This window comes from Tenacibaculum profundicola (genome assembly GCF_057220795.1).
Genome location: NZ_CM170137.1, coordinates 1,733,132 through 1,754,776, shown reverse-complemented (window position 1 = coordinate 1,754,776; position 21,645 = coordinate 1,733,132). Strand labels below are relative to the sequence as shown.

The 21,645-nt window shown below is 32.2% G+C and carries 18 protein-coding genes; 4 read left to right on the top strand and 14 right to left on the bottom strand.

What is annotated here, in order from left to right; translation table 11 throughout:
* From AC2TDS_RS07390 to AC2TDS_RS07345, 10 genes are all read right to left on the bottom strand, one after another.
* The gene (locus AC2TDS_RS07390; RefSeq protein ID WP_484738460.1) at positions 1-1,203 is read right to left on the bottom strand and encodes a glycosyltransferase family 2 protein; all 1,203 of its coding nucleotides are present in this window, start codon (positions 1,201-1,203) and stop codon (positions 1-3) included.
* A 46-nt stretch (positions 1,204-1,249) separates the two neighbouring features.
* Positions 1,250-2,194: a phosphoribosyltransferase family protein gene (locus AC2TDS_RS07385; RefSeq protein ID WP_484738459.1), complete on the bottom strand. Its 945-nt coding sequence runs from the start codon at positions 2,192-2,194 to the stop codon at positions 1,250-1,252.
* A 12-nt stretch (positions 2,195-2,206) separates the two neighbouring features.
* Positions 2,207-3,685 carry an O-antigen ligase family protein gene (locus AC2TDS_RS07380; RefSeq protein WP_484738458.1) on the bottom strand — a complete coding sequence of 493 codons (1,479 nt, stop codon included), beginning with the start codon at positions 3,683-3,685 and terminating at the stop codon, positions 2,207-2,209.
* Between the two features lie 2 nt (positions 3,686-3,687).
* Positions 3,688-5,064, bottom strand: coding sequence for a lipopolysaccharide biosynthesis protein (locus AC2TDS_RS07375; protein WP_484738457.1), 1,377 nt, complete (start codon positions 5,062-5,064; stop codon positions 3,688-3,690).
* A gap of 6 nt (positions 5,065-5,070) precedes the next feature.
* Positions 5,071-7,410: an exopolysaccharide transport family protein gene (locus AC2TDS_RS07370; protein ID WP_484738456.1), complete on the bottom strand. Its 2,340-nt coding sequence runs from the start codon at positions 7,408-7,410 to the stop codon at positions 5,071-5,073.
* A gap of 17 nt (positions 7,411-7,427) precedes the next feature.
* Complete coding sequence (locus AC2TDS_RS07365; protein ID WP_484738455.1) at positions 7,428-8,162, bottom strand: TolC family protein; 735 nt, start codon at positions 8,160-8,162, stop codon at positions 7,428-7,430.
* A gap of 14 nt (positions 8,163-8,176) precedes the next feature.
* Positions 8,177-9,358, bottom strand: a complete 1,182-nt coding sequence (locus tag AC2TDS_RS07360) for a sugar transferase (RefSeq protein ID WP_484738454.1) — start codon at positions 9,356-9,358, stop codon at positions 8,177-8,179.
* 43 nt (positions 9,359-9,401) lie between these two features.
* Complete coding sequence (locus AC2TDS_RS07355) at positions 9,402-9,788, bottom strand: response regulator (RefSeq protein ID WP_484738453.1); 387 nt, start codon at positions 9,786-9,788, stop codon at positions 9,402-9,404.
* Positions 9,789-10,041: 253 nt separating this feature from the next.
* Positions 10,042-10,980 carry a UDP-glucuronic acid decarboxylase family protein gene (locus tag AC2TDS_RS07350; protein ID WP_484738452.1) on the bottom strand — a complete coding sequence of 313 codons (939 nt, stop codon included), beginning with the start codon at positions 10,978-10,980 and terminating at the stop codon, positions 10,042-10,044.
* Positions 10,981-10,986: 6 nt separating this feature from the next.
* Positions 10,987-12,363 carry a UDP-glucose dehydrogenase family protein gene (locus AC2TDS_RS07345; protein WP_484738451.1) on the bottom strand — a complete coding sequence of 459 codons (1,377 nt, stop codon included), beginning with the start codon at positions 12,361-12,363 and terminating at the stop codon, positions 10,987-10,989.
* A gap of 394 nt (positions 12,364-12,757) precedes the next feature.
* On the opposite strand from AC2TDS_RS07345, the gene AC2TDS_RS07340 reads away from it, so the two are divergent.
* From AC2TDS_RS07340 to AC2TDS_RS07330, 3 genes are all read left to right on the top strand, one after another.
* The gene (locus AC2TDS_RS07340; protein ID WP_484738450.1) at positions 12,758-14,110 is read left to right on the top strand and encodes a sigma-54-dependent transcriptional regulator; all 1,353 of its coding nucleotides are present in this window, start codon (positions 12,758-12,760) and stop codon (positions 14,108-14,110) included.
* A 172-nt stretch (positions 14,111-14,282) separates the two neighbouring features.
* Complete coding sequence (ctlX, locus tag AC2TDS_RS07335) at positions 14,283-15,221, top strand: citrulline utilization hydrolase CtlX (RefSeq protein ID WP_484738449.1); 939 nt, start codon at positions 14,283-14,285, stop codon at positions 15,219-15,221.
* Positions 15,222-15,228: 7 nt separating this feature from the next.
* The gene (locus tag AC2TDS_RS07330) at positions 15,229-15,780 is read left to right on the top strand and encodes a dienelactone hydrolase family protein (RefSeq protein ID WP_484738448.1); all 552 of its coding nucleotides are present in this window, start codon (positions 15,229-15,231) and stop codon (positions 15,778-15,780) included.
* Between the two features lie 110 nt (positions 15,781-15,890).
* Here the strand turns inward: AC2TDS_RS07330 and AC2TDS_RS07325 are convergent, their stop codons facing one another.
* The 3 genes from AC2TDS_RS07325 to AC2TDS_RS07315 all read right to left on the bottom strand — a co-directional run bounded on the left by AC2TDS_RS07325 (position 15,891) and on the right by AC2TDS_RS07315 (position 20,043).
* Positions 15,891-16,343 carry a hypothetical protein gene (locus AC2TDS_RS07325; protein ID WP_484738447.1) on the bottom strand — a complete coding sequence of 151 codons (453 nt, stop codon included), beginning with the start codon at positions 16,341-16,343 and terminating at the stop codon, positions 15,891-15,893.
* Between the two features lie 243 nt (positions 16,344-16,586).
* Positions 16,587-19,481 (bottom strand): FAD-binding and (Fe-S)-binding domain-containing protein, encoded by a 2,895-nt coding sequence (locus AC2TDS_RS07320; RefSeq protein WP_484738446.1) that lies wholly within the window; start codon positions 19,479-19,481, stop codon positions 16,587-16,589.
* A gap of 4 nt (positions 19,482-19,485) precedes the next feature.
* Complete coding sequence (locus tag AC2TDS_RS07315; protein ID WP_484738445.1) at positions 19,486-20,043, bottom strand: Lrp/AsnC family transcriptional regulator; 558 nt, start codon at positions 20,041-20,043, stop codon at positions 19,486-19,488.
* Between the two features lie 54 nt (positions 20,044-20,097).
* Between AC2TDS_RS07315 and AC2TDS_RS07310 the strand changes: the two genes are divergently transcribed.
* Positions 20,098-20,910 (top strand): DUF1338 domain-containing protein, encoded by an 813-nt coding sequence (locus tag AC2TDS_RS07310; protein ID WP_484738444.1) that lies wholly within the window; start codon positions 20,098-20,100, stop codon positions 20,908-20,910.
* Positions 20,911-21,048: 138 nt separating this feature from the next.
* On the opposite strand, the gene AC2TDS_RS07305 is transcribed toward AC2TDS_RS07310, so the two are convergent.
* On the bottom strand, positions 21,049-21,483 hold the full coding sequence (locus tag AC2TDS_RS07305) for a hypothetical protein (RefSeq protein WP_484738443.1): 435 nt from the start codon (positions 21,481-21,483) through the stop codon (positions 21,049-21,051).
* Positions 21,484-21,645: the final 162 nt, after the last annotated feature.

The window sequence follows — 21,645 nt, the reverse complement described above, 5'->3', positions numbered from 1 at the left end:
CTATTTGAATTTTGAGGTATGAGGTGTATGAATAAAAACTTTAGTGGCTCTTTTTAATTTAAAAAGAGATAGAAACATTAAAATAAAAGCCTTGGGTATGTAAAGGGTTGCTTGCAAGGTTTTTAAGTTGTAGAATTTTTTCGGTATTGAGATAAAAAATGTAATCAATGTAACGATGAGTATAGCACACCAAAACAAGGTAATTGAACCTACACTTTTATTCCAAATCAAATCAATAACCAAGTGTATGACTGAAGAAATAAATACGATACCAAATAATAAAATTCTAGGAGGTGCAACTAATTGATATATTTTATTTGAAAAATTTATATTTCCTTTTAAAAGTAAAGCCTTTACTCCATGAAAAAAGTATTTTTTAAAGTATACCAGTTTCGTTGAAAGCCATCTTCGTCGTTGATTTTTAAAATCAGTTGATCGCTGAATTTTTTCATCGTACACGTATGCTTCATTTAAGAATTCTATAACCAAATTTTTGTTTAGTAGCTTTAATTCCAGTTCTTTGTCAAATCCTCCAATAGCATTAATTTCACTCATGATTTCTTTGAAAAAACGGTAATCAAATGCCATTCCTGAACCTATTAGTGCTGATGAGAACCCTAATGATCGATGCCCTTTTCTAAAAATATGATTATTTACTTCTTCACTAATAGCATCTAAAATAGCAAATGAAGTATTTAAGTTTTTCGCGACTCTATGTCCTTGTACGACTTTAAAACCGGCATTGAATGCTTCGTTGATTTTTGAAATAAAAAAGGGATCCATAATGTTGTCAGCATCTAAAACTACAGCGATATCATAATCGTCTCCTATAAGATGCATGGCTTTGTTTAGTGCTTTTGCTTTTGTGCTGTTTTTAAAATGTACCTCAATTAACCGAATGGGCATTTTTTGAAGAACATCAATAGTGCGTTCCAGAAAAGAATCTGCAATTACAATCACCTCGAAAAGATTTAATGGATAATTTTGCTGCATGGCAGACTTTGTTGATTCTAAGATTACTTCGTCTTCTTTATAGGCTGGAATTAACAAAGCCATCTTATACTTTTTCTCTCCATCCTTGAATTTTTTTTCTCTGTAAAAAATTCCGGCAATAGCAAAAACGAATATGTAAATACTTGATAAACCAAAGTATATAAGTAAGAAGAATTCTATTATTTCATATGTTGGAATAGCTATGTACATTTCATGTTTTTTTGATTATTCTGTGTTATTCTGTGTCAATTACTGTTCAGTAATTACCTGTCAATTTCTGAATCTTGTTCCGAGTCGCTAAAGCTATTTTTCTAATAAAGGGCAGATACTTTCCTCTTTTAATATTGAATACAATTGATTCCGCTTTATAAATCATTTCAAAATTTTCTGTACAGAGTACTGGCTTTTTACTTAGTTGATTGATTTCTATTGCTTGATGGAGGTCACTTTCGATAAAAAGTACATATGGTTTTGCAGAATATGCCTTTGCCTTATGTATTGCGTGATTGTTTGCTTTTTGTCTTGATTTTTTATCGGGAAGATCTAACATAATGAGTTCGTTGTACTCTATATTGTTAGCTTTAAGCCATTGTTGCGTTTGTGGTCGATATTTTTCTAATCGAGATGTTACAATGGTTCCAATTTTGGAACCTGGTACATATAATGGAGGTGCATTTAGTAAAAAGTCAATATATTTTTCTCCGTCGTCATTTTGTTCTGGTTTAGGGTCTGGGCATAGCACCCCATCGATATCAAAACAAGCTTTTTCTAAATCGGTATGATTAAATATATTCCATTGAAAATATCTAGGAGTAGGAACAACTTCAAAATAGTAGTCAACGTTATTTCTTTTTTCTGGCGAGGCGTAGACGACACAATATTCAAAAGTAAATTTGTGCACCAAATGCTTAAGTTTTGCTTTACATTTTTTTAATGCTGACCCCGAACCGATACTGTCGTCAACTACAAGGATTTTTTTGTGGTTTTTAGCGGTAACAGAGTGTCTTGCTCCAGATTTATAAATGTGCCCATTGATAAATGAATCAATGTCGGTATAGGATAAATTTAGATACAAGGCTAATAAATTTGCAGGGAGCATGCCGCTTCTGGGTACTCCTATGATCAAGTCAAGATCTCGGGGAATAATATCGAGTTTTTTGAGTATTATGCTATTTAAGTCTTTAATATCTCTATAGTTCATAAGAATGATTTTTTATGTTAATTTTTCTTTTAGAATATATTTTCTTTCTATTTCGGGTGACTTTATCATGAATGTAATAGTAACGTACATTAATATCCCTGTAGGCATTTGCCCAAAAACACCATTTCCATAGGAAGCCACTAAAATCCCTGCCATACCACAGGTAAGCGCCATAATTTTTATTCGAAATTCGTGATCTTTTAGTTTAAATAAAACGTTGTAAACACCGCTAAATAGGATGAATAATATCATAAAAGCATAGTATACGAGCCCGATTATCCCGGTATCGGACCATATGGTTACATACCAGCTATCAGTTGCTGTATTGGCAAGGAAGGTATGAGGGGTAAATCTTTTACCCCAGTTTCCTGTGGCTCCTATTCCTCCTCCGAATGGTCTGGAGGCTAGGTAGCTGACGAGTTTTCTTTGATTGGCAAGACGGATTTGCAATGAAGCATCTTTAGAATCGAAAGCAGTTCTCATTCTTCTTATTTCAGCATTACTTTGACCAATGAAGGTGTGTGCAAAAAAGAAATAAACACCGAATACAAGAACGGCTCCAATAATAAGAGATGTTATATTTTTTCTCAAAAAAATAAGAAGAATCCACCCCATTCCAGGAACAGAAATAGCACCTCGTGTTCCAGATATAAACATACCATAAAGTCCTCCTAGAGCAACAATAGTATACAAAACTCGTAGACGCGTATTTTTTTTCAAATAGAAAGCTAAAATTGAAAACACAACGGCAGTGTGCGCTTGAGAAGCTCCATATTGTCCTGCATCTGAATAGAAAGAGAAAATTCGTAATCTTCCGAAAAGAATATGGGTTGTAGCACCGCCGCCATCTAACCATCTTTGTTCAAAAGGATCTACTCCAAGATAAAATTGTTGCATTCCTTTTAGAGTTCCTAAAAGAGACAAAACACCCCAAATAATAAAGAATAAGTTAAGATCTTTAGGTTTGTTAAATAGAATAAATATAAGAGGGATTGATAGCCATTGATATAAGGCAATACCGCGCATGGCGTAAAACCAAGCAACAATACTTTGCGCTTCTGGGTTTCCTATTTGAATCAAGATATAAAGCATCCAGATAGATACTAATAAGACCACTTTTGATTTTGCTTGATTCCATATTGCTTTGTTTGAAAAACTCTTAAAAAATAAAGAAACAATAATGACAACCAACATAGAATCGATCGTAAGCCCCCAAGGAATGGCAACATATCTAGTGAGCCCTGTAACAAAAAAACTAGCGATGATTATAATGATTATTCCTATTCTCGGTTTGTTAAAAACAATGATTAGTACAATAAACAGTATTATAATACTAAAGCAAGCGATAATGCCAATTACTTCAGTTTTAGAAATTATAACAGTGATCATTATGATAGCTAAAACCAAAGGAATAAAGCTACTAAGATTAGAGAGCCTCGTAGATGGAGAAGGTAATTCAAAAGGGTTTATATGTTTGTCAAATAGACTCATATTTATTTTTTAAAAAAGTGGAATTGACGGATTATTATATTTGATTTTTTAAAAATCGACTGATAAAATTTGAAGCCACTTTTGAGAATATCAATTATTGAAACTGGAATTTCTTTGTTTAAAAAGTAGCTGCCTAGAAATACGCCTACTAGCGTAAATAAAATCGATGATATGGCTACTAAATTCAAAGATTTGAAAACAAACACAGCAATGAGGTCTCCTATAATATTGGTTGATAACATCACCAATACTTTTAATGCGTTAATGTTAGGTTTATTTATACTGTCTAGACCAATACCGGTCATGCGATCTATGGGTAAAAGAAGACCATATATAGATAGTATTTTGACTAAAATTACAATATCAAATCCTATGATTTCTGAGTTTAAGTATTTGTATCCAGATATTAAAATCACAAACTCTTCTGCAAAAATGGCGATACACAAAGACATGGCTATAAATAAATAGGTAATGGCACCTGTATATGAATTAAATAAATTTTTCACTAATTTTCGTTTCCCTTCTATGCTTGCTTTTGACATTTTAGGAAATGCCGTTGCGGCAAAGCTTCTGAGTGGGATGAGTTGTAATTCCGTTAATTTTAGAGGAATACTGAAAATGGCAACGGCACTGTTTCCTAGTGGACTTAAACTAAGTATTAAAACATCAGCACTCCTTAGTAAATTAGAACCAATGAGCGTAAAGGTGCTGTATTTTCCAAAATCTAGCAGTTTTTTTGTAGTTACAGCGGTTGCTTTTTTGTATAGAAATAAGCCATCCCACGATTTTAAAACACATAGAAATGAGGTGAATGAGTTAATAATAATCAGTAGTAAAACTAGTTGAGTAAGCGATAGGTTGAGCGTAATGGCATCAACAACTAAAACTAGAAAAAACAATCCGCTATTAATTATTTTAATTCGTAAAACTCTATCGAATCGCATATCTGCTTGTGCTATAATAAGTGCATTATTCCAAGGTAGATTTACGAGTGCCAATAGTGGATACCATTCGAAAAATAGTTTATACCCTGAATTATTGATGGCTTCATTAAATGATGTTTTAAATCCAATCAATATCAGAATGATAATAATAGTTGCTATAAATCCAATTTGAACATTAGATCCAATTAGTTGATCTCTATCATCATTTGTCGCACCAGAAAGGAATCTTATCAAAGCATTATTAGTTATTCCAAATCGAATCATTTCCACAAGAGATCCGCCTGAAATAAACAGCACCCATTGCGCAAAATGATCAGTTGACAAGCCTCTTACCAAAAGACCGAACCCTGCAAAACCAAGTACAGCAATAACAAGGTTTCCTAGGAAAGATAGGAAGTTGTCTTCATGTATTATTTTACGTAATAGGCTGCGCATATGAATTTATATTTGATTTCTTGAGTTAAACTGGAATCGAATAATATTTTTTATTTTTTTTCTAAAAATGGATCTGCCTTTAAAAATTTCCCCTAGAACAGTCTCTACTTCGTTAATTTCGGTACCGTTAATAATAAAGTTCAGTTTAGGTTCGATCATTGTTTTCAAACTTTCAAGTGAATTTTCATCAGCTTTAGACCAAGTTCTATTTGCTCTACATACAAGTATTGAAATAGCTGCTGTTCGTAGGAGTTCAATAGGATAGTTTTTTTCTAAAATATTCGGAAACTCAATAATTACATAATCCGGATTCGTAATATTTCTTTCCTTTTCATGAATCAGATCTTTGTATGTTTTAGCTTTAAAATAGTGCTGATCGAGATCAAATATTCTATATTCTTCTTTACTGAGGTAATTTTGAGGGTTATCAAGAAATGGTTCCGTGTAATCGCATCTTGGATCATTATATCCGAGAAGTCTTCGAAGTAATGTAAATTTAATTTTTCTCTCAATTACTTTCTCAAGTGGAGAGTGATTTAGAATTAAAACTGATTTACCTTCTTCTTTTAATTTTTTAGTAATATTTGCTGCTATTGTTGACTTTCCTTCTTTTCGTCGTGTACTTAAAATAGCTACTATTTTAGTTGATTTAGGAGTAAAGCTTGATGTTTTTTGAAATATATCTTTTAAGATAAGTTCAGTAAGACGTTCATAAATAGGTTTTAGGTTTAGTTTTCCATGAGTTCTAAAAATTTTAGGAATAACTCCCATGGCAGGAAGCTTTATTTTTTCAGAAGCTACTTCTAAATTTTTCAGTGTTCGATCAAAGAACTCCATGAATAAAATACTACCTAAAATGAGAATGAAACTCAATAAGAAAACGGCTAATACAATTAATTTTCTCTTAGAGGGCATTGGCTTTAAGGGGTAGTATGCCGCATCTACAATTTTAAGATTTGTTAATAACTGGGTATCTTGAAATTTTATTTTGGCTAAATTAAGCCCTTGTAAAATTTCTAAATACTCTTGTTCTGCTACTTTCGATTCTCTTTCGATTCTCTTTAAATTTGCGCCAGCGGGCATATAAACAGCATATTGTTTTTCAAATTCCTTATTTCGTGTTTTTCCAACATCAAGTTTTGCATTCAAATCTTCTGTATCTATAACATTATCCATTAATTCTGGCAATATTTGCTTTACTGGAATTCCGTCGAGTGTGTTTTCCATTCCATATAGTTCTTCAATACTTTGTTCCATATTGCTTTTTAGAGACTTGGCCTTCTCTTTCAGAGCTGTTAATTTGACTCTTACCTTTTCTTTCTCTTGATCAATAGATTTTGATTCCATCATGGTAATGTCAACGTTTAATTCCCCAAGTCTTTTTTTATTGATTAAAATTTGTTTTCTTTTTTCATTTATTAGCGCAAGTGTGTTAAGCTTTTGTTGGAGTTTTTTAGTTTTGGCTTTGGTACCTAATAACTCTCCTTTTTTTGTGTATAAATCAAGGCTCATCTCCTCTTTCATGAATGCAACAGCTTTACTCTGCTCATAATAGTTAATGATATTGTAGCGTTTGTTTACCTCTAGGAGTTCTTTTTCAATGGTTTTTAATTTCTTTTTAGCTTTACGTAGCTCGTTTTCAAAATATTTTATGATGGCATGAGATCCATTTTCTTTTAAACTTTTATATTTTTTAGCGCATACTTTGTATAGGATGTCTAAGGTCTGTTTACAAATACTTGGGTTGTTTGTCTCGTAGTTGATTTTTACTAAATCGCTATTAGAAATTCTATAGGCTCTAATTTTTGATATTGCCTCGATTGAATAGTGTGGATGTTCATAGTTTAAAAGAGCATTTACAAAATTCTCATGATTACTGTTTTTAATTTCTATAAGTTGATTAAATACTTTTTCATTAGCAATAGAATCTGATTGTACGTGCAAAGAATCTTCTGTATTTTTTAATAGTGCTAATTGATTCAAGAATTCCGTAGGTATAACTTCTTTCAACTCTTTAAGGTCTCTTTGAGATAAATAACTTTCGCGCAGCTTGATGTCGAGTAGATGGCGGCTTAGTAAACGGATAGCAACCTCTTCTAGAGTTTCTCTTGATTTTATGATATTGATAAGGTTATCAAATGCCATATTTGTAGTGAATGGATTGAATGATTTATCCATTTCAATAGAAGAGTCAGAACCAAGTCCAGTATAAATTACTGTTTGAGAAGAATACTTATGATTTGAATTACTCGTAAAAAATACAGCCAATACACCTGCTAATAGCGGAACTATTAGAAGTATTATTTTGTGTTTGATTAAAAGCCTTATGAAATCAATTAAATTCACGTGATATACCTTTTTTATTAGTTAATTTTAAATCCTACAACATTTTCTAGAAGTTGTTTTGATAGAAAAAACCGGGATTTAGATTTTTCATATTCTCTCATAATACTGGAAATAATGTTTGTTAATCTTGAATATTCTGAAATTGGTAAAAGGCCATTTTCATATTCTTTCTCGATCATTTTTGCATGAATTTGGGCATTTTCGAAGTTGAGAGATTCAATTTCAAGTAATTTTTGATTTAGTATAAGTTCCTCATAGTACCTATACACAGTTTCTTTAATAGCGTCTTCTTCAAGTTTTACTAGGTTATTAGCTTGATCAATTTCTATTTTCCCTCTTCTTATCATTGTTTTTTGGTTCAAAAAATCTTGAAGGGGAAACCTGAAGTATACTCCAACATTATAATTAAACTGGGTGGAGGTTGTTAGTGTGTTATTTGGGTTAATATAATCACCGCTGCTGGTAGAAAAATTATTGAATGTACCATAGACAGTTTCTCCACGTAGGCCTAAATTTCTAGTCCAATATGTTTTTTTAGTTTTTAAATCATGTTCTTTTGCGGTGATCTCTAGTTTTCTGTATTGTAGCATTTTGTTATGTGCCAAAGCCGAGTCCATAAGTACCGATAGTTTAGGGATTAAGAGCGCATAGCTTTTAGGAATAGTGATAGAGTCCGTTTCCTGAGAGAAAAGGTTGAAAGAAGTACTTAAAAGTACGACAAAAGCAATATAGATGTTTACATAATGTTTCATTTTCTAAATATTTTTTACACGGTGCTTCTTTGAAATAATGCGGGAATGGTTCTTAAGATTAATTTAAAGTCAAACCAAAACGAATACTTGTTATCCGTAAAATAATCTGCATACATATTGTCTAGATCCATCCGGTCTTTTTCAGACATTTTTCCTTTTCTTCCTCTTAACTCTACTTGCCATAAACCTGTTATTCCTGCAGGTGCTAAAAAGCGTTTTGATAGATAATCATCAGTTAGTAATTCTGCCTCGTACAAGGGTAATGGGCGATTTCCAACAATAGACATGTCTCCTTTAAGAACATTAATGAGTTGAGGTAATTCATCGATACTTGTATTCCGGATAAAACTTCCAATTCTAGTAATTCTAGGGTCGTTCATTATTTTAATGAATTTTGATTTTGATTTCAGTGCGTTTAGTTTATTAAAGTTATACCAGTATTCGCAAATTTCTTGAGAATCAATATAGAGAATGGTTGAACAGTTCTTGTCATTTGCCAAACTCACGCATTTAGGACAAGGTTCTTTCCAATCTGGCTGAATCTCTTTTTTAGCATACTGGTTGTTTGTTTTGGCAAGCTCGTCAACCATTTTGTCGGCTCCCGATCGCATAGAACGAAGTTTATAGAAGTCAAACGTTTTTCTTCCAACTCTTTTTGTGATATAGTATACCTTGCCTTTGGATTCTAGTCTAATTGCAATCATAAAGAATAATAATAGAGGGGAAACGATAATGAGTACCAATGAGGCAAAAACAATATCAAAAATTCTCTTTGATATAGGAAACTTGTATGCTTCTTCAATTGCAGTAACTACATTCTCAGTTTCGTTCGATTGATTAAATAAGTAAATGGATTTAGCCCTGTTAAGAATTTGTATAATGTCATCGGTTTTGACAACGAAATAATCATCAATTCCATTTTTAAAGGCTTTTTCATAGACCTTTTTACTATACTCATAAGAGACAAGGATAAAAGGTATGTTTATTGAAAATGGTTTTTTCTTTATTGTTTTAAATAGAAAAATTCCGTTACTTCCTGGTAGGTTATATTCGCAAATGATAAGATCGATATCATGTCTTTTTTGAAGAATGATAATGGCTTCACGGTTATTGTTTACCATAATACCGGAAAACCCTAATTTTTCTATCTTACTGTTATATGTATCAGGATTAGATCCAATGTATAATATATTCATTTTGAAACATCAATTGATTTGTGTTAAAATTTATACAGTTTATTTACCATGTATTTGAAAAGTTAATTGGGAACAGGTTTTTTTTGATAACTTCTTTAAGTTCTTCTGGATTAAATGGTTTAGTAAGGTAATCTTGAGCTCCCATGCGGTAACATTTAATTCGCTCTTTACTTTCGGTTTTACCTGAGAGCATAATTATTGGCGTATGCTTTACAAAGCCAATAAGTCGAATTTCTTTTAGTAACTCAAAACCATTCATTTTTGGCATTTGAATATCACTTATTATTAAATCAGGAATCATATTTTTTAATACACTAAGTGCTTCTAGTCCAGAAATAGCACGTACTACTTCATATTCCGATTTCAAGAAGTTCTCAAGTAATACACAAGTTGTTAATTCGTCATCTACAATTAGTATTTTTTTCTTCATTATTTATGGATATGTATATTATTTATTTTTCCAAAACAAGAGGTAGGGGTCTTATGTCGAGTAAAAGAATCCGATTATTATGCCAAAATCAATACTAGGGTTAATTGCTTGTTTATTAGTTTTTTGTGTTTTTTTTGTTTGTTCGTGATATTCTTTATTTAGGAATAGTTTTCCAGAATATAGAATCAAGATAATTGAGCTTATTTACGTTCGCTTTTTAAGGCTTTAACGGCTCAATGAACGATTGAAGGTATTAGAGTATGGAGTCAAAATACTCAACGGTTTTTAACAAACCTTCCTTCAGAGAAATTTGCGGTTCCCATCCAAGTTTTTCTTTAGCTAATTGGATATCGGGTTTTCTCATTAATGGATCATCAGGTGGCAATTCTTTGAAAATAATTTTTGATTTTGAATTTGTTAATGCAATAATTTTATGAGCGAGGTCTATAATTTTATACTCTTCAGTACTTCCTATGTTCACAGGTCCACAAAAAGAAGGATCTGTATTCATCATTTTTTCCATACCTGAAATCAGGTCATCTACATACTGAAAGCTTCTTGTCTGCGTTCCTTCTCCAAAAACAGTAATATCGCTGTTTTTAAGTGCTTGGACAATAAAATTAGAAACTACTCTTCCGTCATTCGGGTGCATTCTCGGCCCATAAGTATTGAAAATTCTAACTATTTTAGTGTTGATTTCATTTTGCCTTTTATAATCCATAAATAGAACTTCGGCGGCACGTTTACCAACATCGTAACAAGATCTTTTTCCAATCGGGTTTACATTTCCCCAATATGATTCTGGCTGCGGGTGAACCATTGGATCACCGTATACTTCACTGGTTGAAGCTTGTAAAATTGTAGCCTTCACTCTTTTTGCTAAACCTAGCATATTGATGGCTCCCATTACCGAGGTTTTCATGGTTTTAATAGGGTTGTATTGGTAGTGAATAGGCGATGCAGGGCATGCCAAATTGTATATTTCATCAACTTCAATTAAATACGGTTGAATTATGTCATGCCTAATCAATTCAAAGTAATTGTTCTCTAGAAGGGGAGTAATATTATCTTTTTGTCCAGTGAAAAAATTATCTAAACAAAATACTTCATTACCTTTTGACAAAAGAGATTCGCATAAATGGGAACCTATAAAGCCAGCGCCACCAGTAACTAAAATCTTTTTTCGTATCATGTTTTACTAATTTAAACTACTTGTAGAAATCCCGTTTTGTTTGTAATTTGAGATTTTTGTTTTCATCGCATTTCTTCCTATACAGTGATACTCAAAACCATGTTTAACCAGGTGTTTGATTTCAAAAATATTACGGCCATCAAAGATGACTTTTCTATTCATTGAATTTTTTAATTTTCTCATATTTGGATATTTGAATTCAGACCATTCAGTGAGTACGACCAGAGCATCAGCGTTACTAACGGTTTCGTATTCATTATCACAGTATTCAATTCGATTGCCAAAATGTTCTTTTGCTTCCTTCATAGCAATAGGATCATATGCTTTTATCGTGGCATTTTTGCTTAATAATTTCTCAATAATTGTTAAAGAAGGAGCTTCTCGTATGTCATTAGTTTGTGGTTTAAAACTAAGTCCCCAAACAGCAATTACCTTATCATCAAGCTGCCCATTGAAATAGTCATATATTTTAGTAAACATGAGTTCTTTTTGGTTATTATTTACATCTTCAACAGCTTTTAAAACTCTCATGATATAATTAAAACCTTCAGCTGTTTTTATAAGTGCTTTTACATCTTTAGGAAAACAAGATCCTCCATATCCAATTCCTGGATATATAAATTTGTTTCCAATTCTAGAATCTGCTCCGATAGCTTTCCTTACTTCATTAACATCGGCTCCAACCAATTCACAGAGGTTTGCTATATCGTTTATGAAACTTATTTTAGTGGCTAACATCGCATTGGCGGCATATTTAGTCATCTCTGCCGAAGTATTATCCATAAATAGGAGTGGGTGTCCATTCAGAGTGAATGGTTTATAAAGCTTTTTCATTATTTGCTTTGCACGAGGGCTTTGTGTTCCAATAACGATTCTATCAGGCTTTAAAAAATCATTAACGGCCGCTCCTTCTTTTAAAAACTCAGGGTTCGATGCAATATCAAACTCTATTGGAACGCCTCTTTTAATTATTTCATCTTGAATGATAGCTTGAATTTTTTCTGATGATCCTATCGGAACGGTACTTTTGGTTACCACCAACAAATAATGATTTATATAACGACCAATGCTTTTAGCCACATCCATAACGTTAGATAAATCAGCGCTACCGTCTTTTTTTGGAGGGGTTCCAACACAAATAAAAACCGTATGGCATTCTGAAAGTGCTTGTTTTAAATTTGTAGTAAAAGTCAATCTCTTCTTTTTACTATTCTTAATGATAATTTCTTCTAATCCAGGTTCATATATAGGTATGATTCCTTTGTTGAGGTTTTCTATTTTTACCGTATCAATATCAACACATGTTACCTCAATACCGATATCAGAAAAACATGCTCCTGTTACCAGACCTACATATCCGCTTCCTACGACAGCTATTTTCATGAAATAAAATTTTAAGTTCAGTTAAGAACTTCAATTGTAATGCCAATAGGGTTAGTGTGTTGTTTTTCAGTATTTTAGGTTTTTTTTAAAGTTGATGTTTTCCAATAATTGGAATGATTCTCTAAGGTCTAGATAGGTTCAATGAAGAAAACGTATTGTTTATGTAAAGTAGGTGAAAGCGCTTTAAAATCAAGTTATTTTGGTCATTGTTGTTAAAATGGTTAGGTAAGATTATTTCATGTTTTTCTTCTTCTAAAGGTTACAGTATGTAACAAGATTTTCATTCATCGATACTTCTAGTTTTCTTATATGTTGTTAATTATGATTCATCGATCATTAGTCTCAAAAATGGAAACATTCTATAACTTGGACATTGAATACTAATGCAAAAAAAATGAGTAAATCAGAGCCTTTTAAAATTTTCATTGTTGAAAATGATCCATGGTACGGAGGAGTTTTGAAATATCATTTAGAAATGAATCCAGATTATAGTGTTACCTTAATCCAATCAGGTCATGAGTGTATGTCAAAACTTACCAATAAACCTGACCTAATAACTATGAATTTATCAATTCCTGATTTTGAAGGAGAAAAATTATATTTGAAAATAAAAAAGATTGATCCAAGTATACCAGTAGTAGTTATTAGTTCTCAACAAAACATTTCTCTAGTGGTAGGTTTATTAAAGTTAGGTATTACCGATTATCTGATAAAAGATGAAACCACAAAAGATCAATTATGGGATACGGTGGTTCGTATAAAAGAAAATCAACAAACCAAACCTAAAATCCACGATATACATGCAGTAGAGACTGATTTTTCTTTTAACAAAACAATAATTGGTAAAAGTAATCGGTTGGAAGAAGTTTTTCGATTGATGAAAAAAGCAACAAAATCTAATATTAACGTTTCTGTTTTTGGAGAAACAGGTACTGGTAAGGAAGTAGCGGCGAAAGCGATTCATTATAATAGTCCAAGGAAAAATAGAAAATTTATTGCTATTAACATGGCTGCAATTCCTGAAGAATTAATTGAAAGCGAATTGTTTGGTCATGAAAGAGGTTCGTTTACAGGAGCTAGTAGTCTTAAAATAGGTAAATTCGAAGAGGCCAATGGAGGTAGTCTTTTTTTAGATGAAGTAGCAGAGTTAAACCTCAACTTACAGGCAAAATTATTACGTGTTTTACAAGAAAAAGAATTATCTCGCATAGGAAGTAATAAGATCATAAAATTAGACATAAGGATTATCATTGCGAGTCATAAAGATTTATTAGAAGAAGTGCGAAAAGGGAACTTTAGGGAAGATCTTTATTATAGGTTAATGGGGCTAACCATACACCTCCCACCATTAAGAGAAAGGGAGGATGATGTTTTAGTACTCTCTGAACATTTTTTAAAAGAATACCTACAAGAAAATAATTTAAAAGGGATCACTATTTCCGAGGAAGCAAAAAAGAAATTGGCATCTTATAAATATCCAGGAAATGTTAGAGAGTTAAAATCGATAATTGAATTGGCTATTGTGTTATGTGAAGGATCAGAAATAAATAAAAACAATATCCATTTTTCAAATATAGTAAGGGAGAAACAGCTTTTAGACGGGCGTAAGACGCTCAGACAGTATACTTTTGAAATAGTAAAACATTATTTGAAATTGTATCGAAATAATGTTGTTGAAACAGCGAAAGCCCTTGATGTAGGTAAAAGCACGATTTATAAGATGATTAAGGCTGGAGAATTAGACTAAAATAAATTACCACCTATTTTTGCCAGAAAATACTAGTACTAATAAAACCTCTTAAAGATTAACCAATTAGAGTTTGTCTCTTTCATCAGTTGGAGACATCAATCTTCACATAAAAAAGTTATAATAATTAAACTAGACTTATACGAGCCGTATAATTAATTATTTTCGCAGTATGAAACAAATAACCAATACCATTTTAATGGTTCGTCCTGCTAGTTTCAGAATGAATGAACAAACTGCAGTAAATAATTATTACCAGCAAGAGCTGTTGGGAATGCTACCAGCAACAATTAACGCAAAGGCACAAGAAGAATTTGATGCTTTTGTAGATAAGTTAAGAGTGGTAGGTATCAATGTGGTAGTTGTACATGATAAAGAGATACCTAATACACCAGATGCATTATTTCCGAATAATTGGATTTCGTTTCATGAAAATGGAGATGTTGCTATTTACCCAATGTTTGCCGAAAATAGACGTTTGGAAAGGCGAGAAGATGTTTTGGATGTGTTGGAAGATATGGGATTTGAAATAAGAAATGTCGCAGACTATACGGCTGCTGAAGAAGAAGGTTTTTTTTTAGAGGGCACAGGAAGTATGATTTTGGATAGAGAAAATAGAAAGGCATATTGTACTCTATCTCCAAGAGCAGATGAAGAATTGTTTATTGAGTTTTGTGAAGATTTTGAGTTTACACCCGTAATTTTCACGGCAAATCAAACGGTTGAAGGAAAAAGAGAAGCGATATATCATACAAACGTAATGATGAGCGTTGCTGAAACTTTTGCCATAGTTTGTTTAGATGCGATAGATGATAAAAAAGAAAGGAAAAATTTAGTAACTCATTTAAAATCTGATGGAAAGGAGGTAATAGCCATTACTGAAAAACAAGTAACCCAATTTGTGGGAAATATGTTACAGGTTCTAGGTGAAAATAATGAACGTTATTTAGTAATGAGCTCTTCAGCTTTTAATGCGTTGCAAAATAATCAAATAAGGAATATTGAAAAGCACTGTAAAATATTGCATAGTAGTCTTGAAACAATTGAAGCATGTGGTGGTGGTAGCGCACGTTGTATGATGGCAGAAGTATTTGTTAATAAAACGTCATAAACGAATTGTGGAAAAGAGAAAACTAATTATCCTTTCTGATTTATGGGGAAAAAACACAGCAAGCTGGCTTGTATATTATACACAAGAATTAAAAAGGAGTTTTGATATAACCTTTTATGATTGCTGTCAACTAGGAGGGGTTGACACATCAATTTTCATGGAAGAAAAACGACATCAACAATTTGTCAATGGAGGTATAGAGAAAGCCGTTGAAAAATTAAATGAGCTTGAAAAAGAGAGTGCAATAAGCATTTTAGCCTTTAGCATAGGTGGAACAATAGCATGGAAATATGCATTGAAAAATAAAAATGTAATGGCTTTGTATGGTGTTTCTGCTACAAGAATTCGCTATGAAACACTGCAACCTGAATGTCCAGTTTTTTTGTACTATGGAGATGAAGATCTATTTGCTCCAAAAGAAGCATGGTTTGATAGAATGAAGCTAACAGCGATTAAGGTAAATGGAGATCACAATTTGTATATGGAGCATGAATTTGCAAGATTAATTTGTAAAAAAATCAACGACGATTTTCACAATGATTTATGCTGTTACAATTGATAATATAAGATAAAAACTAAGTTTTTAAATCGTAGAGAGAAGACCTTTGTAATTCTGCTTAATTAATAAAAAGCCTCATTTTTTAAAATGAGGCTTTTTATTAATCATTTTTAGGTAAGAGCCGTATTTGTTAATTTGTAATTTTTATAATACTGCATTAATATAAATGAACAAATAACAGATGATGCAGTTCCTTCTATCGCCAAGGCGAAAACTACTAAAGGTAAACTTAGATCTTGGCCCCAAAATGAAGAGTTTTCAAGCACAGTTATAAATCCACTATCAATGAAGGTAACATACAGAATCAATCCTACAATGGTTAATCCTACGGCCAAAATAGAAGTTCCAGCTCCTAATAAAAAGTTTTGGAAATACACTAATTCCTGATTTTTCATGATATTTGTTTTTATAGCCTTGTTAATTCCCCAAAGCACAAAAACAAAATTAAGAAAACGTAATTCGGAAATATTTTCTAAACCAAGTACTTTCATTAAGAAAAAGAATCCTGTAATACCAACAAAAATAAGTAAAGCGTTAATAATAATTATTTTACTTTCTGACATAAGCGGTATATTTAAAGTTAAACAACACTTAAAAGTACGAAATATTTAAAGTATAATCAATTGATAACAAATAAAATAGTGTGCTGTGAGTTTTTGGTGACGTAGATTGTAGTTGAAATAGTGATTTTTTTTAGTGCTTTTGTAAGGATTTTCTAACTTGTTTTAAGGAACTACCAGTAACTTTAAAAGAGAAGAAGCCCAACGGTTTTCATTGAGCTTATTATTAATTTCACTAGTGATGAATTACTTTAAAGCTTCTTTTAATATGGTTATAGGGTGTTTAGCAATACGTTTTGTACCATCATAAATTTGATGACGGCAACTGGTTCCAGCGGCCACTATTTCCGTAGATGAATTACATTTTCTGATTTTAGGAAATAAAGTATCTTCTCCAACTTGCATACTTACTTTGTAATGTTCCTTTTCATACCCAAAAGATCCTGCCATTCCACAACAACCAGTATTTAAAATGGTTACTTTGTAGTTTTTCGGAATGTTTAAGATGCTGAAAGATGCATGAGTACTCGATAGTGCTTTCTGATGGCAATGTCCGTGTATTTTTAACGCTTTATTTTTGGTTGTAAAAGCATCCGTATTGATATTTCCTTTCTGATGTTCGTTAGCTAAGAACTCTTCAATAGTAAAGGTGTTTTTAGCAATAGACTGAGCGCTATCTTTGTCGTCCGATAAACGAATGTACTCATCTCTGAATGTCAATATCGCAGAAGGTTCAATGCCAATTAAAGGAGTTTTTGTTGTGATCAATTTTTTAAATATCGAAACATTTTTATTAGCGATTTCTTTAGCCTCTTTTAAAAAGCCTTTTGAGATATAACTGCGTCCACTTTCTTCATGTTTTATTGTTTTTACTTCATACCCTAAATTTTCTAAAACAAGAACAGTATCTCTTCCTATCTCGGCATCATAATAATTGGTGAATTCATCATTAAATAAATAAACTATTCGATGTGCGTTTTGGTAATGGTGCTTTCGAAGCCAAGTTTCCAAGGGCTGTTTTGCTAATTTTGGTACGTTTCGTTCAGTGGCCACTCCCATTATTTTTTTAGCCAATGTGGTATTGGTGAAAAAATTAGTAATTGATGGGAATTTGCTTCCTAGTTTGTTATACTTTGAATTATTAGCGAATAATTTACTTCTAAAAGGGTACCCATTTGTCTCTTGATATTGATATAAAAACTCAGCCTTCATAGATGCAATATCCACATTACTAGGGCATTCAGTGGCGCAAGCTTTACAGCTCAGACACAGGTCTAGTACCTTTTTTAGCTCTTTTGAATCGAATCTATTTTTAGCGGTATTATTCGTAAGTACTTCGCGTAGTGTATTAGCGCGCGCGCGCGTTGTTTCCTTTTCATTACGTGTTGCTCTATAACTTGGGCATAAAGTACCTCCAGCTTCGGGAGATTTTCTGCAATCACCCGATCCGTTGCATTTTTCGGCAAGTTTTAGAATTCCTTCACTATCAGAAAAATCTTGTATGGTTTTAATGTCTGGTTCAGCTCTATCAATTTCATAACGTAAGCTTTTATCCATAGGAAAAGCATCTGTTATTTTCCCTTTGTTAAATACATTGTTAGGATCAAATGCTTTTTTTACTCTTTGCAATAATTGGTAATTTTTCTCCCCTATCATTAATGGGATAAATTCAGCACGAACAATTCCATCGCCATGCTCTCCACTAAAGGAGCCCTGATATTTCTTAACTAATTCGGCAGTTTCTGTAGTGATTTTTCTAAAAAGAACTACATCTTCTGGTTTTTTTAAATTTAGAATAGGCCGTAAGTGTAACTCACCAGCACCAGCATGCGCATAATAAACTGCTTCTTGCTGATATTTAGTCATTATTTGAGTAAATTCTTCAATATATTCGGGTAAATCTTCAAGTGCAACAGCAGTATCTTCGATACAAGCAACTGCTTTCATATCACCTACCATATTTCCTAATAACCCTAAACCAGCTTTACGCAAATGATGAACTTTATTGATATCATCGCCATATACCTTCGGATGATGATACCCAAAACCATTATTTTGTAAGTCTTCAATTAGTGCATCTGCTAAAACCTCAGCTTCATTTAAGGTGTTGGCACTAACTTCAAGCATTAAAACAGCTTCAGGGTCATCTTGTAAAAAGAAACGGTTTTTAGCTTGTTCTCTGTTATTTTTGGTACAGTCTAAAATTACTTTATCCATTAACTCACAAGTGTACAGATTATGGTTCATGGTAGTCACAGTAGCTTTTAAACTTTCATTTATACTTGTGAAATGAGGGCATACCATGATGCTGTGAGAAGGAGGTAGGTCGTCTAATTGAATAGTTATAGCTGTAGAAAAAACAAGAGTTCCTTCACTTCCTGATAAGAATTTAGCAGGATTTATCGTAGTGTTATTTCCGCCAAATAAATCAGAGGTTAAAAACTCATCAACTGCATATCCTGTATTTCTTCTATGAATACTACTCTTTGGAAATTCTTTTTTTATTTCTTGTTGAATTGTTTCTTGAGAAAGTTCATTATAAATAGATTTATAAATAGAACCCTCTAGCGAATTTTCAAGTCTTTTTTGTTTGAATTCTTGAGAGCTCAATTCAGCAAAAGAAACATCGCTCCCGTCACTTAATAAACCAGCAATAGCAACTACTTTATCTCGAGTTACTCCATAGCGAATGGAAGTGCTTCCGGAAGAATTATTGCCAACCATTCCACCAATCATACATCGGTTAGACGTAGAGGTATTTGGACCAAAAAACAATCCAAAAGGTTTTAAAAACCGATTGAGATCATCTCTAATGATACCGGGTTCAACTGTAATAGTTTTCTTCTTTTCATCAAAAGCTAACATATTGGTAAAATACTTAGATACATCTACCACAATTCCATCACCAACACATTGACCAGCAAGAGAGGTGCCAGCAGTACGAGGAATTAAAGTAACCCCGTTAGTGGTTGCAAAAGCTATTAACTTTTTGAGGTCATTCTTGTTTTTAGGATAGGCAACAGCCATGGGTATTTTACGATACACAGATGCATCGGTAGCATAAATACTTTTGTGCAAGTTGTCATATAAGAGTTCTCCATCTAAAGAACTATGCAGGGCGTTAAGCTTATAGTTGCTCATTTTATTAGTCAATAAGTATGTTACGTTTAAAGCAAGTATCGAAACAAATAAAAGTATCGGTACCAGCTACTCCGTTTATTAAATGAACTTTATCATATAATATTTTTTGTAAATGTTCATTATCTTTAGCAAAGATCAGAATAAAAATTGCATAATTTCCAGAAACAAAGTTACATTCAATAATTTCTTCAATCTTTTCTAACTCTTTCATTACGTTTTTTGCAAACCTAGCTTCCCTTAATCGAATCCCTGTGTACGATTTTGTTTTGTATCCTAGTCTTTTCTCGTCTAGTATAAATGCGGCATTTTTTATAACACCTTCAGTTGTTAATTTCTTTATTCGTTGATGAATTAGAGAATTAGAAACTTTTAATTCGTCAGCGATTTGAGAGTATGCTTTTCTGGCATCCAAACGTAATTTTGAGAGTATTTGTTTGTCTATATAATCAAATTGACTATCCATAAGATTAATTATAAAGGTGTTGAAGTTATAATTTACTTTTTTTATGTAATTAAAATCAAAATAACATAAAATAACACGTAAGAGTGTAAAATTAATCATTATTATGTGTTTTTGAAAGAAATTCAATTTATTTTTGCTAAAAATTTTTATCACATGAACACAACGCAAATTTTTGATAAACTTTGGAAAGAGTATACTGAGAGAACTCCTTCTGCACAGAAAATAAAAGAGTTGTTTACGAACGAAGGAAATATGGTTTATAATGACCATGTGGCTTTTAGAACATTTGAAGATGAACGAGTGAATATTGATGTGTTGGCTACACCTTTTATTGAAGCTGGTTATGAAGAGAAAGACAGTTATGTTTTTGAAGCAAAGAAGCTATATGCAAAACATTTTGAGCATAAGACAGATAAAGACGCACCACGTGTATTTATTAGTCAGTTAAAAACAGGAGAGTTTTCTTCAGAACTGCAAGCTGAGGTTACAAAAATGATTGATAGTATTCCTGCTGATGAATTGAATCCGGCAGATTTAGTATTTAAAGGTCGTTTATGGGATCAGCCAAGTTTTGAATTGTATGAAAAATTACAAGAAGAAAGTGAATATGCTGCTTGGTTATATGTTAATGGGTTCTGCTCAAACCACTTTACGGTTGACACCAACAAATTGGATACTTTTAACTCCTTAGAGGAGGTTAACGAATTTTTGAAAGAGAAAGGTTTTAAGATGAATGTCTCTGGTGGTGAAATTAAAGGAACTCCTGAGCAAATGTTAGAACAATCTAGTGTATTGGCAGACAGAATTCCTGTAGAATTTAAAGAAACTACAAAAGAAATTACTTCTTGTTATTATGAATTTGCTTTCCGTCATCCAATGGAAAATGGAGAGTTGTATTCTGGGTTTATCGCAGGTTCTGCCGATAAGATTTTTGAAAGCACCGATATGAACGTAGCAGTGGTATAAAGATTTTATATCATTTGTGATTTCAAGTTATAAACGAGATTATATATTTTTGTTGAAAGCCCTTTACACACTTTAGTGGTGAGGGGCTTTTTTTTAATAAGATTCACTACAATCTTCTTTTAGAGGTGTATTATATGATTACCTTTTCGTTAGATTTTCTGTTTTAAATGTTGATATCTGTTGTGTTTTGTTTTGTCCTGCTTCTTTATAGTGAACCAATATCTTCTCTTCACCTGAAAAGTGGTTGTTCATATCAGAAATGGAATTCTTTTTTAAAGGGATTTCAAGTATATAGATTCCTTTTTTTGCAATGGTATCAATATATTTTGGTGAATTACTTAGCTTTAATAAAAAATGAGGTGTATAATAGGTGTTATTTTGAAATACGTTGACGCTATCTATGACAATATAGGTGTCAGACTTTACAGAAAATGTTAATACGTAATTTGTGTGTATTTTTTGGGTGTGCCGACCTGGGTAAACCGTTTGTTTTACCGCCGATAATAATGTAAGAGATCCAGTACAGCTAGCTAATAAGATGAAAGTAATTGAAGATAGAATAATTTTTTTCATTTTAGTGAATTTAACAAATGATGTTAATCGTGTAAATCAACCTCAAAATCGTAGTGTAATGCCATTTACCATTTGAATTTACCTAATAAAACGTCGCTTTTCCCTTTCTATTTCCATATAAAAAGAAGTCATAGCTACTGCTATTATTGATTTTCCTATCTT